Annotated in this window: 15 protein-coding genes; 3 read left to right on the forward strand and 12 right to left on the reverse strand. The window is 37.6% G+C overall.

What is annotated here, in order from left to right; all coding sequences use genetic code 11:
- Nucleotides 1-9: 9 nt before the first annotated feature.
- The 4 genes from BUC06_RS21205 to BUC06_RS21220 all read right to left on the reverse strand — a co-directional run bounded on the left by BUC06_RS21205 (nucleotide 10) and on the right by BUC06_RS21220 (nucleotide 5703).
- Nucleotides 10-1371, reverse strand: a complete 1362-nt coding sequence (locus BUC06_RS21205) for an aldehyde dehydrogenase (protein ID WP_073336297.1) — start codon at nucleotides 1369-1371, stop codon at nucleotides 10-12.
- Nucleotides 1372-1414: 43 nt separating this feature from the next.
- Nucleotides 1415-2977, reverse strand: a complete 1563-nt coding sequence (locus tag BUC06_RS21210; protein ID WP_139263418.1) for an MFS transporter — start codon at nucleotides 2975-2977, stop codon at nucleotides 1415-1417.
- Between the two features lie 336 nt (nucleotides 2978-3313).
- Nucleotides 3314-4360, reverse strand: a complete 1047-nt coding sequence (locus tag BUC06_RS21215; protein WP_073336300.1) for an HlyD family secretion protein — start codon at nucleotides 4358-4360, stop codon at nucleotides 3314-3316.
- A gap of 5 nt (nucleotides 4361-4365) precedes the next feature.
- On the reverse strand, nucleotides 4366-5703 hold the full coding sequence (locus BUC06_RS21220) for a TolC family protein (protein WP_394363688.1): 1338 nt from the start codon (nucleotides 5701-5703) through the stop codon (nucleotides 4366-4368).
- A 137-nt stretch (nucleotides 5704-5840) separates the two neighbouring features.
- On the opposite strand from BUC06_RS21220, the gene BUC06_RS21225 reads away from it, so the two are divergent.
- Nucleotides 5841-6644 (forward strand): helix-turn-helix domain-containing protein, encoded by an 804-nt coding sequence (locus BUC06_RS21225; RefSeq protein ID WP_073336302.1) that lies wholly within the window; start codon nucleotides 5841-5843, stop codon nucleotides 6642-6644.
- A gap of 435 nt (nucleotides 6645-7079) precedes the next feature.
- On the opposite strand, the gene rplI is transcribed toward BUC06_RS21225, so the two are convergent.
- The 8 genes from rplI to BUC06_RS21265 form a co-directional block, all read right to left on the reverse strand.
- Entirely contained in the window at nucleotides 7080-7598 is a 519-nt protein-coding gene (gene rplI / locus BUC06_RS21230; RefSeq protein WP_073336303.1) for a 50S ribosomal protein L9, read from the reverse strand.
- A 170-nt stretch (nucleotides 7599-7768) separates the two neighbouring features.
- A complete protein-coding gene (gene rpsR, locus BUC06_RS21235) occupies nucleotides 7769-8071 on the reverse strand; it encodes a 30S ribosomal protein S18 (protein ID WP_034706728.1) in 303 nt (100 codons plus the stop codon).
- Nucleotides 8072-8103: 32 nt separating this feature from the next.
- Complete coding sequence (gene rpsF / locus BUC06_RS21240; protein ID WP_073336304.1) at nucleotides 8104-8445, reverse strand: 30S ribosomal protein S6; 342 nt, start codon at nucleotides 8443-8445, stop codon at nucleotides 8104-8106.
- 220 nt (nucleotides 8446-8665) lie between these two features.
- Nucleotides 8666-10018 carry a chloride channel protein gene (locus BUC06_RS21245; RefSeq protein WP_073336305.1) on the reverse strand — a complete coding sequence of 451 codons (1353 nt, stop codon included), beginning with the start codon at nucleotides 10016-10018 and terminating at the stop codon, nucleotides 8666-8668.
- 38 nt (nucleotides 10019-10056) lie between these two features.
- On the reverse strand, nucleotides 10057-10683 hold the full coding sequence (locus BUC06_RS21250; protein WP_073336307.1) for a hypothetical protein: 627 nt from the start codon (nucleotides 10681-10683) through the stop codon (nucleotides 10057-10059).
- A 345-nt stretch (nucleotides 10684-11028) separates the two neighbouring features.
- Nucleotides 11029-12342: a dihydrolipoamide acetyltransferase family protein gene (locus BUC06_RS21255; protein WP_073336308.1), complete on the reverse strand. Its 1314-nt coding sequence runs from the start codon at nucleotides 12340-12342 to the stop codon at nucleotides 11029-11031.
- A gap of 63 nt (nucleotides 12343-12405) precedes the next feature.
- Nucleotides 12406-13233 carry an SAM hydrolase/SAM-dependent halogenase family protein gene (locus BUC06_RS21260; protein ID WP_073336310.1) on the reverse strand — a complete coding sequence of 276 codons (828 nt, stop codon included), beginning with the start codon at nucleotides 13231-13233 and terminating at the stop codon, nucleotides 12406-12408.
- A gap of 184 nt (nucleotides 13234-13417) precedes the next feature.
- Nucleotides 13418-13906, reverse strand: a complete 489-nt coding sequence (locus BUC06_RS21265; RefSeq protein ID WP_083564154.1) for a YagU family protein — start codon at nucleotides 13904-13906, stop codon at nucleotides 13418-13420.
- A 191-nt stretch (nucleotides 13907-14097) separates the two neighbouring features.
- Here BUC06_RS21265 and BUC06_RS21270 point away from each other — a divergent pair, with 191 nt between their 5' ends.
- Both BUC06_RS21270 and BUC06_RS21275 read left to right on the forward strand, forming a co-directional pair.
- The gene (locus BUC06_RS21270) at nucleotides 14098-15054 is read left to right on the forward strand and encodes a PhoH family protein (protein WP_073336313.1); all 957 of its coding nucleotides are present in this window, start codon (nucleotides 14098-14100) and stop codon (nucleotides 15052-15054) included.
- A gap of 133 nt (nucleotides 15055-15187) precedes the next feature.
- Complete coding sequence (locus BUC06_RS21275) at nucleotides 15188-15400, forward strand: hypothetical protein (RefSeq protein ID WP_073336315.1); 213 nt, start codon at nucleotides 15188-15190, stop codon at nucleotides 15398-15400.
- Nucleotides 15401-15557: the final 157 nt, after the last annotated feature.

Genomic DNA, 15557 nt, shown 5'->3' on the forward strand with positions numbered 1-15557 from the left:
CCGGTTTTTTTATAATAATTTTCTGATCCAGTTTAATTTCTTGTCAGAGTAGGGAGGATACTTAATGCTAGGTTCGCCCCAGGTTGCCTTTTCAAGAACAGATTTCTGATGAGAAAAAGCTTCGAAACCAAATTTTCCATGGTAATTTCCGATTCCTGAGTTCCCAACGCCTCCAAAAGGCAGTCTGTCATTGCCTAAATGCATGATCACATCATTGATACAGCCTCCACCAAAAGAAAGCTTAGCGGTAAAGGCATCTTTTTCCTCAGAATTTTGAGTAAAGAGATAGGCTGCGAGTGGTTTTTCAAGATCCAGAATCGTGTTGAGAACAAGGTTGAAACTATTAAAACTTATAACAGGAAGTAAAGGACCAAAAATCTCTTCCTGCATCACTTCATCTTCCCAGTTGACGTTATTTAAAAGGGTCGGTTCTATATATAATTTTCTTTCATCTGAATTTCCTCCAAAATAGAGTTGGTCTTTATCGATAAGCTTCACCAAACGATCAAAATTTCTCCTGTTGATAATTCTTGTATACTGCTCAGCATCCGGCCCGTATTGAAATTCTGTGATCTGTTTTCTGAGCATTTCCAGAAACTGTTCATGGATAGATTCTTCTACAAGCAGATAATCGGGAGCTACACAGGTTTGTCCGGCATTGAGAAATTTACCCCATACAATTCTTTTGGCTGCGACTTCAAGATCGGCATCTTTGGTGACGATGGCAGGCGATTTTCCGCCCAATTCAAGGACAACGGGCGTTAAATGCTCTGCGGCAGCCTTATATACAATCTTTCCTACTTTTGTGCTTCCTGTAAAGAATATTTTATCAAATTTCAGTTGTAAAAGTGCGGTGGTTTCATCAATTCCGCCCTCATAAACATACAGATATTCAGGAGGAAAGTTTTCATTGATGAGTTGAGCCATCACTTTCATTGTATTTTCGGCTATTTCACTCGGCTTTAAAATACAGCAGTTTCCCGCAGCTAAGGCAGCAATCATAGGAGAGAGCGATAATTGATAGGGGTAATTCCAGGCACCGATAACCAGAACACAGCCTAAAGGTTCAGGATGAATACTGCTTTTCCCGATCTGGTTAGACAGATTGGTTGTCACTCTTTTAGGTTTTGAAAACGAACTTACATTCTTCAGATAATAATCAATATCATTCAGAACAAAGGACAGTTCCGTGGTAAAAGTGTCAAACCTTGACTTTCCGAAATCCTTATGGATGGCCTCATACAAAAGGTCTTCATTTTTGATAACGATATCCCGAAGTTTTTCAAGATACATTTTTCTGAACTTGATGTTCTTCGTTTGCTGGGTTTTGAAAAAGGCTTTCTGATTCGATACGATTTCCTGAATTTCCATAAAATCAAATTTCCTTAATTATAGCAAATTTTCGGCCTAAAAATCACATAATATTTCTCACCGCAATTTTTACAGGATGATAAAGCAATAAAGCGAATGCAGTAACCAAAGCCAGCCAGAAAAGTCCGGTAAAAATTTCCATATTGGAAAGAAGGATGGATTGCGCTGTTATTTTGGCTTTAAATGTTCCGGCAGTCATAGATAAAGACTCATTAACAGGAAGTTTAGACAGATTGGCGCCAAACAGCTGGCTCCACTTGCTGTAGAAGACAGGATTCGTATCGGTTAAATTGAAACTTAAAGTATCAGAATGTTTTAACGTTAAAAAGAGCATCAGATTCTGCATCAGAGCATACCCAATGGCGGTGGTCCAGAAACGGGTTGTTGTTCCTAAAGCGGTTGCATTAGCTACATATTGCTCCGGCATTCCAGAAATCAGGAAGAAAACCAACGGGGTGAACAGTAATCCCTGGGCAATTCCCTGCAGGAATAGAGGCGGACAGATCGTTGAAAGGGTAGTGTCAGGATAAAAAGTATAGGTAAACCATGCGCAATCCACGGCCAGAAGCAGAAATCCGGTAAAGAAAACAATTCTTGAAGAAATTCCCCGCATCAGGCATATTCCTGATAAAATTACCCCCAATAAAGTTCCTGCTACATTCCAGTATTGAATATTAACAATATAATCCCATGGCCATTTCCAGACCGTAGCCATAATGCTGTACACATTATTCAGCCCGGAACGGATCAGGTAAAAAATGAAAAAAAGAATCATTCCTGCAATAACATTCTTTGAACTGAAAACTTCAAAATGAAAGATCGGTCTTTTGGAATTCCTTTGTTTGAGCATAAATAATCCTCCTGAAAGCAGAAATATAAAAATACACAGGGTAATCGTATCAGACTCAAACCACATCAGTCTTTTACCGTAAATAATTGCATATCCTCCGGACTGCAGACATGCCCACAACAGAAACCAACTGGTAATATCGAGCTGATAAAGAGGCATTTTAGGGAAAAATCTGTTGGTATTGAAAAGAGCGATGCCAATAATCAGGACAAAAATGTGAAAATAAACCATCATCAGGATCATATGCTGAAAATTATAATTCTCAATGCTTGATTTCAGTAAAGAAGTTGTCACCGTTCCTCCCGTAAGCATAATAGTATACATAAATAGATAGGCGATAACCTTGGCGTGTTTCGTTTTTAATTCAGCAATGATAAGCGGAAGAAAGATGGCGCCTTCCATCAATCCGAAGATTCCTTCCAGAAACCTTATCACCAGAATGACCTGATAATTATTGGTGACAGATAATACATAAAGAATAATGACCGAAATCGAAGACATGAGAAGGATATAATATTTCACACTGAAATAAGCCATAAACCGCTGCAAAACCAAAAGGGTGACTACAAATGTTCCGTACATCAAAATCATTAAATACTGAATGTCATCTGAGTCTACATCCATAAAAGAAGACGTAAAAGCACTGTTGGAATGTAAAATAGATAACAGCATCAGATGGGGAAATAAGGCGAGTACCAGGAGTGGCAGTTTCAGCCATTGGGGAACCCATTGATGATACACGGTATTATGTTGCATGAGGATGTATTGGTATAATTAATTGGGATTAAGTAATGTACAGATGTATTGATAGGCCTGAAGATCTTTTATAATGAAAAAAAACGGAAAGACAAAAGAGCAGGTTGTAAAAAAAGTAAAAGGTAAATGACAAATGCTAATGAATCATCAGTAGCCTGTCACTGCAGTTCTGCCTTTCCGCTAAAAAAAATCTAATCTGACTATGTACTGACTATGATCATGTATTCTTTTAAAAATGTGCTGGTGTGATCATTATTAAAGTATTCTTCTGCATTCCTACTCAACTGTTTTAATAATTCACACACCCTCACATTCTCTAACACTCACACAAAATCACTATATTTTTTTCGCACTTACCAGAACATTCATTCCGGAAAGAAGCTTTTCGTTATTTTGATTGTTATCAAGGATAATTTTTACCGGAAATCTCTGCTCAATCTTAACAAAATTTCCTGTAGCATTGTCGGGTTTTACCAGTGAAAACTGTGAACCTGATGCAGGCGATACGGAAACCACCTTTCCTTTAAATTCAATGTCAGGATAAGCGTCTGCGGTGATGGTTACTTCCTGTTTCGGATCAATCTGTCCAAGTTGTGTTTCCTTATAGTTGGCAATAATCCATTTTTCTTTGCTTACCATTTGTACAAGAGCCTGACCTTCCTTGATCAGCTGCCCTTCCTGAATGGTTTTCTTACCTACCCAGCCGTCATAAGGAGCCGTGATCACAGTATAGGAAAGGAAAAGTTTAGCATTGTTCAGGCTTGCAGAGCTTTGCTGGATCTGGCTTTTCACCGGGGCTACTTTAGTCTGCTGCTCGCTGGCACCTGCCTTTACAGCATTTTTCTGTTGTTCTAAAGCTAAAAGATTAGCTTTTGCCTGCTCATAGGATGCTTTTACATTTTCAAACTGCTGTTCAGTTGCTGCATCTTCAGAAACCAAGTTTTTGTACCTCTTAAAATCCTGTTCCGTTCTCCATATATCGATTTTCGCTGAAGCAATCTTGGCATCAATAATTTTGGAATCACTTTCTTTGGTGTTGACTCCACTTTCTATGGTGGTGATATTTTCAGCATTGGCATGAAGCCCTGCTTCGGCCATTTTAACCTGATTAACGAATTCCCGATTGTCTATGATAATAAGCGTATCTCCTTTGTGGACAAACTGATTTTCATCAAACTGTATGGTTTTAATAAAGCCTGAAACCTTACTGGAAACGGGAGTGATATATTGTTCGATCTGAGCATCATTGGTGGTAACATTTTTTCTTGAAAAAAGATAAAAACTTACCATTCCTGTAATTCCACTGATAATGAGGATCCAGGCAAGAAGCGTGATCGTTTTATTAATTCTTTTTTCTTTTTGTGTCAGTTGTTTCTTTGCCATAGTTTTTATAAGTTGCCAATGGTGTACTGGAGTTGGTAATATTTTAATTGTCGGTTAATTTTTACGGAGATAAGATTGGATTCAGCCTCCAGATAAGCATTGTCTGCATCGATGAGTTCGGTGATCAGACTTAGCTTATTAGCATATTTTGTCTTTACAATACGATAGTTTTCTTTAGCCTGGCCAATAGCTTCTTCTGCGATTTTTACTTTCTGATCGGTTTCTTCAAACTTTTTGTACGCTTCATAAACATTATGTCTTACCTTCTCATCGTTCTCCTCAATCTGAAGTTTTGCCAGATCAATATTTTCTCTGGCTTCCTGCATTTTGTACTTATTTTTATACAGATTTTCGATAGGATAGGTTAGATTCACCCCCAGCATTCCCAAACGGTAGGCATAAGGTTCAGGAGGAAAAAACATCATATTCGGGTATTTTATAAAATATTCTCCACCTGCTGTGATTTTAGGCAAATAATTTGCTTTAATGATCTTCTGGTCCAGCACCTTTAATGATAGGTTTTTATGGGTCATTTCTACCGATTCGTTCTTATTTAAGGCCGTTTCGGTCAGTTCACTGATGTAAGGAATTTCTGCTCTGTCGGAGATGAGATCTTCGGTATTCACATGCATTTCCTGGCTTTCCGGAAGCGAAAGGATGGTTTTAAGCTTATGTTCCGCAATCTGGATATCATTGTCCAGTTCTGTCCAGCTCATGGTATGATTTGATAGCTGTAAAGAGGTTCTCAATACTTCATTGATTGTGACCACTCCATTAGCTTTTAGAGATTTGACCTGCTTGATATTGATCGAATCTTCCTTCATTTTATCATGAATAAGATTCTGTTGTTCTTTGAGATGATGGATCTGAAGAAAGGCTGTAATGATCTCCATTTTAAGCTGCCTTTCATCGCGATGGGTTTTCAATGCCGAAATTTCAGTATCAATGGCTGCTTTTTTCTCTGTATTTTTAATTTTTCCACCCATGTATACCGGAATAGACGCAGAGAGGGTAAAATCATACATTCCGTTGATGATGTCATACTTGGTGGCCGTATTGAAAAAACCGTTTTGATGCTGGAAAAGGTTCGTGACCTGATTGTAACTCGTATGGAACTCAATATCAGGTAACTTTTCCATTGCAAGGTCTTTTTCCCTGGTGACAGACATTTGCTGTTTTAAATGGCTTATCTGAATGTTTTTGTTGTTTTTTAAACCAGTCTCTATCGCCTGTTGAAGACTGAGACGCTGGTAATCGATCATCTGTGAGTGTAAAAAACTGCCTGTCAGCAGTAAGCACAACGACATGCACTGATATCGGCATGCGTTAAATATCATATTCATAATTTATTTAAAGGATTTTTGCTAAAGTGATTTTGATGCTGCAAAGTTACGGTGGAGAGCATCGGACCTGATTTGTGAAAACAGAAAAAGATTTGCTCATTTACGCCAATGTGAAATTTTCTTCTTACCTTTAATTAATGAATGACAGCCATTTTAAAGCAGTAGAGGAAGATGATGCCGAATTTTATGTCTATAATGTGCTCGCTGGAAACGTGACCACAGAGATTCATCATCACAGTTCTGCCCAGCTGGTGTATGCAGAGGGTGGAATAGTACATGTTTTTACCGATTTGAAGCACTGGTATCTTCCGGCAAGATGTTTTATGTGGATCCCTGCAGGAATCCCTCATTATATTTTTTCAACCAGTCCTAAAGTAGATCTTTATAATTTTTACTTTAAAAAAGAAGAAAATGAAAATGGCTTTTTTGATGAAATTAACATCTATTCAGTGAGTCATCTCCTGAGAGAAATGATTTTATATACAAAAGATTGGGATGGGAAAATCACAAAAAATGATCTTCCAAAATATTATTTCCTCAAAGCTTTGAAAGGAATTCTTCCTGAAAAAAGAGATAAAAAGCTGGCTTTTCCGGTTCAGCATCCGTTTCCCAAAGATGAAACGCTGCTAAAGATTGCCAAGTACATTCATGCCAACCTTGAAAAGCCTCTTACCATAGAATCTACGGCAAAAGAATTTGGAATGAGTACAAGAACCCTTTCCCGGAAATTTAAAGAGATTTTAGGTATGAATTACGTCCGTTTTCTGCGGGCGTTGAGGATCACCCGTTCTTTGGAGCTCATGCTGGAAGGAAAGTACAATATGTATGAGATTGCGATGATGGTAGGGTATAACAGTTTATCTTCCTTTAGTAATATTTTCAAAAAAGTAATAGGAGTTCCGCCAACGGAATATCAGCAGAAGCTGAAAGGGAATCGGTGAGTGAGAGAGGTGCGATGTTTTACTGTATTTTAGGGTCATTGACGAAGCAATTTCTTAGTGCAAGAAAATTTAGCTTAATGATTGGGTGTTCCACTAAGTTTGTTATTCTGAAACAATCTCAATAATAATTTTATAGCTCAGTCTCTACAAAAGGAGACTAGATTCCTATGGAATGACAAATTAAATGGTGAAGAAGTTGCAGTGTGAAGTTTGTTTTGAGATTGCTTCGTCGCTACACTCCTCGCAATAACAAAAAGTAATGATGGCGACGAATGTTCTAGCCCCGATAGGAACGGTTACCCCGCAACTGGAAGCTGGAGTGTGTTGGCGTGAGGAGTATGAGTGGATAGCGGGATGAAGCTTCAAAATAGGATTAAAAGCAAAAAACCACTTCAAGCGAAGTGGTTTATATATTTGAGAAAATCTCTGTAGATATTAAGCTTCTTCAGAAGGAGTTTCTTCTACTACTTTAGCTTTAGGAGCAGCTGGTTTAGGAGCTTCTACCGGAGCGTCAGATACAACGTCAAATTCGAAGTTGTACTCAACATTTCTGTGTAGTCTGATGTTTGCAGTTACTTTACCAGTTCTCTTAATAGTGTTCCCTGGGATTTTGATGTATTTCTTCTCTACAGAAACTCCAGCTTTAGCAAGAGCAGCAGATAGGTCAGAATTGTTGATAGATCCGAATAACTTGTCACCAGAACCTACTTTTGCAGGAATCGTGATAGAAGTTTTCTTTAACTGATCTACTACACCGTTAGCGGTAGCGATTAGTTTAGCTTCTTCTTCTTTTCTAGCTTCTAAAGTAGCTTCAAGAGCTGCTTTGTTTTTAGGAGTAGCTAAAAGTGCAATTCCCTGAGGAAGTAAGAAGTTTCTTGCATAACCAGGCTTTACGCTTACTGTATCAAACTCAAGTCCTAAGTTTTCTACGTCTTTTTTTAGGATGATATCCATTGTTGTTGTCCGTTTTTAGTTTTAGAACCAAGACTAAAGAGGCAAGAACCAAGACATTACATCTTTTATCTTTTTATCTTCTGTCTTTTCTCTAAAAATCGTTAGAATTAAAATTATTTATTCAGCAACAAAAGAAGAGGTTGCCCTCTTCCTTTATTTATTTTTTTGTCTTATTTCAATAAGTCAGCTACGTAAGGTAGTAAAGAAAGGTGTCTTGCTCTTTTGATTGCAGCAGAAACTTTTCTTTGGTATTTTAAAGAAGTTCCAGTGTATCTTCTTGGTAAGATCTTACCTTGCTCGTTTACAAACTGTAATAAGAAATCAGCATCTTTGTAATCAACGTGCTTAATTCCGTATTTTTTGAATCTACAATATTTCTTTTCAGATTTTGTATTGATATCAAGTGGAGTAAGGAATTTTACTTCTGATTCTCCTCCAGCAGAGGCTTGTTTAGCCATTTCGTCTATTGCCATGTCTTGTCTTTTTTAAAAAATAGGGTTAATAATTAAGCTCTAGCCGCTTTGATTTTAGTTCTTCTAGTTACAGCGTACTCAACAGCGTGCTTGTCAAGTTTTGTAGTAAGGTAACGAATTACTCTCTCGTCACGTTTGAATGCTAATTCTAGGTCAGCAACTACAGTACCTTCACCTTTAAACTCGATTAAAGTGTAGAATCCATTCTTTTTCAATTGAATTGGATACGCTAATTTTTTTAGTCCCCAGCTTTCTTTGGCAACGATTTCACAGTTCTTTTCTTTTAAAAGATCTTCAAATTTTTTCACTGCTTCCTCTACCTGAGCATCAGATAGAACGGGAGTTAAAATGAAAACAGTTTCGTAATTGTTCATAATGTTAAATGAATTTGTTAATTATTTCGAGGTGCAAAATTAGAAAATATATTTGTAATATACAATAGTTGTGTGAATATTTGTGAGCAGATATAAAGTGGTGATGGATGGTGAGAAGAAAGGAACAAAGAATGAGAGATATTGAATATAGATGATGAATACTATAAACTCTGATCAATCTATTACTCCGGGACTGAAATCTGGGATCCTTACTGCAAAACTATTCCTTGCTTCTGATTTCAGCCAGAAAATTGACCTTAATCACATCATATAATGAATGCCTGCTCACCAGAATAGAAAGAAGAGAAGACACCATTCCTGCCAGCATCAGATGAAAGATCAATGAATGTCTGTCCGTCATTTCCAGCACAATAATAGCCGATGTAAAAGGTGCTCTGGTTATTCCTGTAAGAAAAGCTACCATTCCGGCCAGAATAACCACATTGGTTTCGTTGGGGGTCAAGTGAATGGCACCGGAGATCACAGATCCTATGCTGGCGCCGGCACTCAGAGCGGGAGCGAAAATTCCGCCTGCGCCACCGGAAGTAAAAGAAAGGGCAGGACCAAGCATTCTTAAAATCGGGACATACCAGTCTTCGTGCTTATCTTTTGTAAAAAGGACCCGTTCCATGATTTCCTTTCCTGATCCGAGAATCTCCCTGTTGATGAAATAGGCAATGGAAGCAATCAACAGTGCGCAGATCACCAAAAAAATAACATTGGCTTTATCAGTTTTGAGCTTTCTTTTTTTCCAGTCACTCATTCTAAGCATCAGGACAGATAGCTGGCTGGCCAGAATTCCTGAAGTTCCGGCAACAAGAATGATAGGAAACATCACCATTAACGAAACATCATTTGTTTTCGGATATCCAAGATACAGATAAGATCCGGCTAGCGTCTGAGCGGTTAAACCTGCAATGATTACCGCCGTAAATAGAGCGGTCTTAAAATAATTGATATGTGTTTTTGACAATTCTTCCACCGCAAATGCAATTCCGCCCAAAGGAGTATTAAATGCCGCTGCAAGTCCTGCTGCTGCCCCGGTCATAATCATATTTTTCTTTGATATTTTCGGCCACCAGTGAGGAAGGTATTCATTCACTTTTCTGAAAACGGAACCGGCAATCTGGATGGTTGGCCCTTCACGTCCCACAGCGCCACCTCCGATGACCAGAACGACGGATGAAATGATTTTGAATACAATGATTTTTAGGCTTAAAAGGCTCCTGATCTTGGTGTGTTCCTTTGGGTTGGCCAGTTCCACAGCTGCCATCACCTGTGGAATGCCGCTTCCTTTGGCATAAGGTGCGAATTCTTTCACCAGCCACCAGGAAAGCACAAAACCGATGGGAGCAATAATGAAAATCGTCCAGGCGTGCCAGTTCATCATGAAATTCAGCAGATGCTCTCCCCATGCAAATATCTTGGCATACATCACCGCAAAAAAACCGGTGATCACAGATCCGATCCAGAAAGGAATCGCCTGAAGAAGGTTATTCTTCAGCTGTTCGTTGCGGATGTTGTCAAAAGACTTTTTAAGGCCTTTTCGCAGGAGGGAGAAAATTTTCAGCATTGGTTTGTTTTATAGGGCACAAAGTTAAAAAGGTAAAATTAGATTTCTTTGAGAAAGTTGGCTGTCATTAAAGCGTTGTTTACAGAAAGATCTTTAGGTAACCCAAAACTTAACAGGTTGTTTTTAATGGTCAGTTGAAACTCGTCATCAGGGAATGCTTTGATTGTTTTTTTTCTGTCAAGGGTTAAAAATGACATGGTTTTATACTGATCACTTCCCAAAACATAGAAATCTTTAAAGTCCGAATCTTTATTGAAATTAATAGAAAAACTGCTGAAAATTCCTGCTATCTTATCAGCGAGTTTCTTTTTGTTGATGGTAATAAACCCAAAATTATCATTTAATTTTTTGAGTCCCCAGATTTGCAGACTGTCATATTCACTGGTTGTACGGGCTCCTTTTACTGTTGTTCCTTTTTTATTGACAATAAACAGATAAAAAGAAAACTTTTTGTACCTGTCTGTAATGTAGTAAACTATTTTTGGAGCGATCAATGGATTTTCGTCATCAGTTTTGAACTCATTATAAGGAGACTGTTCAATCCTTATCACCGAAAGATCATAATTTTCAAATAACTTTTCATAAACTTCCAGAATTAAACTTTCCTCTTTTTTAGAAAAGTCAAATAGTTTAGAAGGATGTAATTTTCTGAAATCTAATTCCATGAATGCAAATTTGTACGTTTTTAAAGATAAAATTATTTCAGGATAATTCCTATACCCAATATACGACCAGTGGAAAGAATATCGGCTCTGTTGTGTTAATAAGGTTTAAAGCATTTATATTAAAACGAATCCTGTTAAAAAAGATCGGTTCATAGCTGAAAATAGAGTTGTTTTTTTAATTAGGCAATTGGATGATTTATACTTTCAGAGAGGGATTGACTTAAAAATACAGATAATCTTTTAATAGAAAAAACCTCCGAATTTTTCGGAGGTTTTGTATGGTAAGATGTTTTGACAAGTTCAACATATCTTTTGGATAAGATATCACTTATCAATCATCATAGATTAAATTTCCGTATTCAGATCCCAGTTCTGAAGATAATCGTGAACATGTTTAAGCATCATTCCGCCTAGAGATCCGTCTACCACTCTGTGATCATAAGAGTGAGACATGAACATCAGCTGGCGGATGGCAATTACATCACCGTCTTTCGTTTCAAGAACTGCAGGTTTTTTAACGATAGCTCCGATCGCTAAAATAGCGACCTGAGGCTGAGGAATAATCGGAGTTCCCATAAGGTTTCCGAAACTTCCTACGTTAGAGATCGTATAAGTAGCTCCCTGAGTATCTTCAGGTCTTAATTTCTTATTTCTTGCTCTGTACGCTAAATCATTAATCGCTTTTGCCAAGCCTGAAAGGGATAACTGATCCGCATTTTTAATGACAGGAACGATAAGGTTTCCGTCTGGTAAAGCAGTTGCCATACCAATATTGATGTTTTTCTTTTTAATGATGTTGTCGCCACTGATAGAAACATTGATCATTGGGAAATCCTGAATTGCTTTCACGATCGCTTTCACGAAAATCGGCATGAAAGTTAGTTTTTCACCTTCACGTTTTTCGAAAATATCTTTATGCTTATTTCTCCATTTTACAACGTTGGTAACGTCTGTTTCGATGAAAGAAGTCACGTGTGGAGCAATATGCTTTGCTTTTACCATGTTTTCAGCAATGATCTTTCTCATTCTGTCCATCGGGATGATTTCATCACCTGCTGCTACAGAAACAGTAGATACCGGTGCCGAAACCGGAGCTTTTGGCGCTGCAGGCGCTGCCTCTTGTACCGGTACAGCTTGTTGAGCTGGCTGGCTTCCTCTGTTGGAAACGTAGGCTAATATATCTTCTTTTGTAATTCTACCCTCTAAACCACTTCCTTTGATAGACTTCAGCTCAGATTCTGAGATATTTTCCTGCTGTGCTATTGATTTTACAAGCGGTGAAAGGTAAAGGTCTCCTGAGAATTCTACAGCTGAAGCAGTTTGCAACGGCTCTTCAATTGTTTTTAAGGTTTCAGTATCCGGAGCGGCTGCGGGAGTTTCTGTTGTCACCTCCTCTGAAGCTGTATTTCCGCCTTCTCCTTCAATTTCTAAAATAGCAATGGCTTCACCAACTTTAGCAACTTCGTCCTTCTGTTTAAGGATTTTTACAATTTTCCCCGAAACTGGTGTCGGAACGTCTGAATCTACCTTATCTGTTGCAATTTCAACTACGGAATCATCCTCTTTTACATTATCACCTTCATTGAATAACCAAGTGATAATTGTCGCTTCCATAACACCTTCTCCCATGGAAGGAAGCAATAATTTGTATTCTGCCATTTTTAATTTTTAGATTTTGACAAATATATAAAAAAAATCGGTTTTTTTATGAAATATATAATCTTAGACGAATTCAACATAAATATTCTCGCCTACATTAAGTCCAAACAGGCTTTTGGCCCCGTTTTTTTTACTTCCTTTATAGATCGTGAGCTCCAAAAGCTGGCTGTCATTGAAGATCGCAGCTGACTGTCCGTGGAATTCCGTTTCCCTTTCCCAGTCCGAAACGACTTCGGTGTGACTTGAAAAGACTCTTGAAAGTGTTAAATTCCTGAATTTTATGGTAAAACCTTCATTGCCTTTACCGGTGCTTTCAAAAAAGTCTTTACTGATATTCGAGATTATATTTCCGAAATTATCAATATAGGTTACTTCACCAATGATCATCTTTTCAGACTCATTGAAGACAGGTTTTGGAAATAAAAGCTCTTTAGCTGAATCTATTTTCCTCCCGATCACTTCAGGAAGCCCACCATTGGCCAAATGGACGGCAGCAGGGACAAAAACGTCCGTAGACGTGAAGTTCACAATATCATCAAAGCGATTGTTCAATGTGATCTCGTAGATTGCTTCAGGTTTGATGTCGAAAAAGACAAGACCTAAAAGTCCGTTATCTGCGGCCAGAAAATAAGAACCATCTGCTTTATACAATATGTTTTTTCTTGATTTGTGGTAAAAACTGTCTACAGAAAGGATATGAATGGTGCCTTTAGGAAAATATTTATATGCGTTTCGTACGATGTACGAGGTTTGTATAAGATTGAAAGCCTGAATATCGTGGGTAATATCAATGATATTTACCTCAGGATTCAGCGACAGAATTTTGCCTTTCACAGCGGCAACTCTGTAGTCTAAATTTCCGAAATCTGAAGTAATGGTAATAATCGACATTTGTAATTTGTAGAATGATAGAAATGCAAATTTATTTAAAATAAAGGGAAATAGGGAGGTTAAGGGTCATAAAAAATTTATAAAATCCTCGTCTGCTTCCGAATTGGTTTCCGGAAGGCAGAGGTTTATAATGCTTATGTTTTAATTAATGTGCTTTATTTGAATGAGTTTTGTGGAAATTAGATCAGAGCGCAACAGATGTATTGTTTTTTACATAGATTCTGATGATATCAATAGACCATGCCCATACAATATGCCCGAACAGCTCAGAAATATGTTCTTCCCAGGGCTGATTCCACGGGGCAGGAATAGTACCGATAAGCGGCATAATAATCACATGGAAAAGTACATAAACGATTACCCCGTACAATGCTCCGTTCGCCAGAGTTATTGTTTTGTAGCGCTCACTGAGCCAGTAATAGAGCCATGCAAAGAAAAAACTGAACCCAAAATGCACGATAAAACTAAAAATAGGTCTGGCATTTTCATTGTACAGATAAGAGTAATGGGAGAGATCTTTGGACATTCCCAGCTGTTCCAATAAAGTTTGCGGAGGATTGGTAGCATCTCTTTCCGGAGTACGGGGAGGAAAAGGCACTTCCCATCCGAATTTAACGATCGCAGATAAAAAGCCGCCTATGAGGGTTGCTTTGCATAAAGGGAATTTTTTCATTTGTGTTTTTGATGATATTGATGAATTGTTAAAATGGAATAGATACATAACAGAATAAATGTACAAATTATTGTTTACAGTTTTTGCAAGTAAGAATAAACAACTATAGGTTGTAAAGATTGTAGAAAAGAATTGGCATAAATTTGAAAAAAAGCTTTAATTTTAAAATCTAAATAAAAATAAAATACTGCATGTTTGAATTAACATATGATTTGGAAGATGTCAATGTAAAGACCTTCTATGGCGTTAATAATCAATATTTCAATTTATTAAAATCAAGCTTTCCTACGCTTAAGATCACAGGAAGAGATCATTTTATCTTCGCGATGGGTAATCAGGAAGCTTTAGATATATTTAAACTAAAACTGGATGACATTGTAAAATTTATCTCTGAAAATAATTCTATTGCTCTGAAAGATTTAGAGAATGTACTGAATATCAAGGATGAGAACGAAAAACATCTGATTTTTGACCAGGATATTATTGTCAAAGGAGTGAATGGAAAGATTATCAAAGCTAAAACTACGAATCTTAAAAAACTGGTAAAAGAAACCGAGAAAAAAGATATGGTGTTTGCCATTGGCCCCGCAGGAACAGGTAAAACCTATACCAGTGTAGCATTGGCGGCAAGAGCTTTAAGAGATAAAGAAGTCAAAAGAATCGTTCTGACAAGACCGGCGGTAGAGGCAGGGGAAAGTCTGGGATTTCTTCCCGGAGACCTGAAAGAAAAGCTTGATCCCTATTTACAGCCTTTATATGATGCATTGAGAGATATGATTCCGCACGAAAAACTGGAAGGTTTTATGGAGAAAAAAGTGATTGAAGTAGCACCATTGGCTTTCATGAGAGGGCGTACTCTTGATGATGCTTTTGTGATTCTTGACGAAGCCCAGAATACCACTCATGCTCAAATGAAAATGTTCCTGACCAGAATGGGGATGAATGCCAAGTTTATCATCACCGGAGATCCTACTCAGATCGATTTACCTCCAAAGCAACAATCAGGGCTGAAGGAGGCGATGAGGATCTTGAAAGATGTTAAAGAAATTGGTTTTGTCTATCTTACGGAAGAAGATGTGGTAAGACATCCGGTTGTTAAAAAGATTATTCTAGCCTATAACGAGGAGGATAAGAGACTGAAAGATTAAGTCTTTGTGATCTGATATTATTTTTGAATGAATTAGCTCTACTGCAGAATGACAATTCTGCAGTTTAAGATCGATCTACCCAATAAAATCTCAAAAAATTGCCCTGAGGAAATTTTTTTTAAGTCGTACAGCTTTGAAAACAGTCTTTGCTGATGATCCCAATCTTAATTTTGAATCCAATGTAAATCACGGACTTTTTATTGGAGGTTATCTTTTTCAGGACTTACTGATTGGTAATACAGATCTTAAAACCGATATCAAAACATTTTCTGTCAACCCGTTCTTTGGAGTGGAATATAATCTGAATAAGGGTTGGTTCGTACATGTGCGTTATACTTTCGGATGATAAGATATGGCTAAAAACAAACATGCGGAAGGTTGTGGAACTTAAAAAACAGCGACCTTCTGATGGGTAGATTATAAGTTTAAAAGAAAGTAAAATTTTGAAGAATTTTTATTGAACAAAATTGAAATTTGATAATGTTAGACACTATTTGGTGTTT

It is taken from the genome of Chryseobacterium carnipullorum (assembly GCF_900142785.1).
Taxonomy (GTDB): domain Bacteria; phylum Bacteroidota; class Bacteroidia; order Flavobacteriales; family Weeksellaceae; genus Chryseobacterium; species Chryseobacterium carnipullorum.

Excerpts from the sequence above, each read along its gene's own strand:
- BUC06_RS21205 (WP_073336297.1), bottom strand. The coding sequence starts at position 1,371 with ATGGAAATTCAGGAAATCGTATCGAATCAGAAAGCCTTTTTCAAAACC.
- BUC06_RS21210 (WP_139263418.1), bottom strand. The coding sequence starts at position 2,977 with ATGCAACATAATACCGTGTATCATCAATGGGTTCCCCAATGGCTGAAA.
- BUC06_RS21215 (WP_073336300.1), bottom strand. The coding sequence starts at position 4,360 with ATGGCAAAGAAACAACTGACACAAAAAGAAAAAAGAATTAATAAAACG.
- BUC06_RS21220 (WP_394363688.1), bottom strand. The coding sequence starts at position 5,703 with ATGAATATGATATTTAACGCATGCCGATATCAGTGCATGTCGTTGTGC.
- BUC06_RS21225 (WP_073336302.1), top strand. The coding sequence starts at position 5,841 with ATGAATGACAGCCATTTTAAAGCAGTAGAGGAAGATGATGCCGAATTT.
- rplI (WP_073336303.1), bottom strand. The coding sequence starts at position 7,598 with ATGGATATCATCCTAAAAAAAGACGTAGAAAACTTAGGACTTGAGTTT.
- rpsR (WP_034706728.1), bottom strand. The coding sequence starts at position 8,071 with ATGGCAATAGACGAAATGGCTAAACAAGCCTCTGCTGGAGGAGAATCA.
- rpsF (WP_073336304.1), bottom strand. The coding sequence starts at position 8,445 with ATGAACAATTACGAAACTGTTTTCATTTTAACTCCCGTTCTATCTGAT.
- BUC06_RS21245 (WP_073336305.1), bottom strand. The coding sequence starts at position 10,018 with ATGCTGAAAATTTTCTCCCTCCTGCGAAAAGGCCTTAAAAAGTCTTTT.
- BUC06_RS21250 (WP_073336307.1), bottom strand. The coding sequence starts at position 10,683 with ATGGAATTAGATTTCAGAAAATTACATCCTTCTAAACTATTTGACTTT.
- BUC06_RS21255 (WP_073336308.1), bottom strand. The coding sequence starts at position 12,342 with ATGGCAGAATACAAATTATTGCTTCCTTCCATGGGAGAAGGTGTTATG.
- BUC06_RS21260 (WP_073336310.1), bottom strand. The coding sequence starts at position 13,233 with ATGTCGATTATTACCATTACTTCAGATTTCGGAAATTTAGACTACAGA.
- BUC06_RS21265 (WP_083564154.1), bottom strand. The coding sequence starts at position 13,906 with ATGAAAAAATTCCCTTTATGCAAAGCAACCCTCATAGGCGGCTTTTTA.
- BUC06_RS21270 (WP_073336313.1), top strand. The coding sequence starts at position 14,098 with ATGTTTGAATTAACATATGATTTGGAAGATGTCAATGTAAAGACCTTC.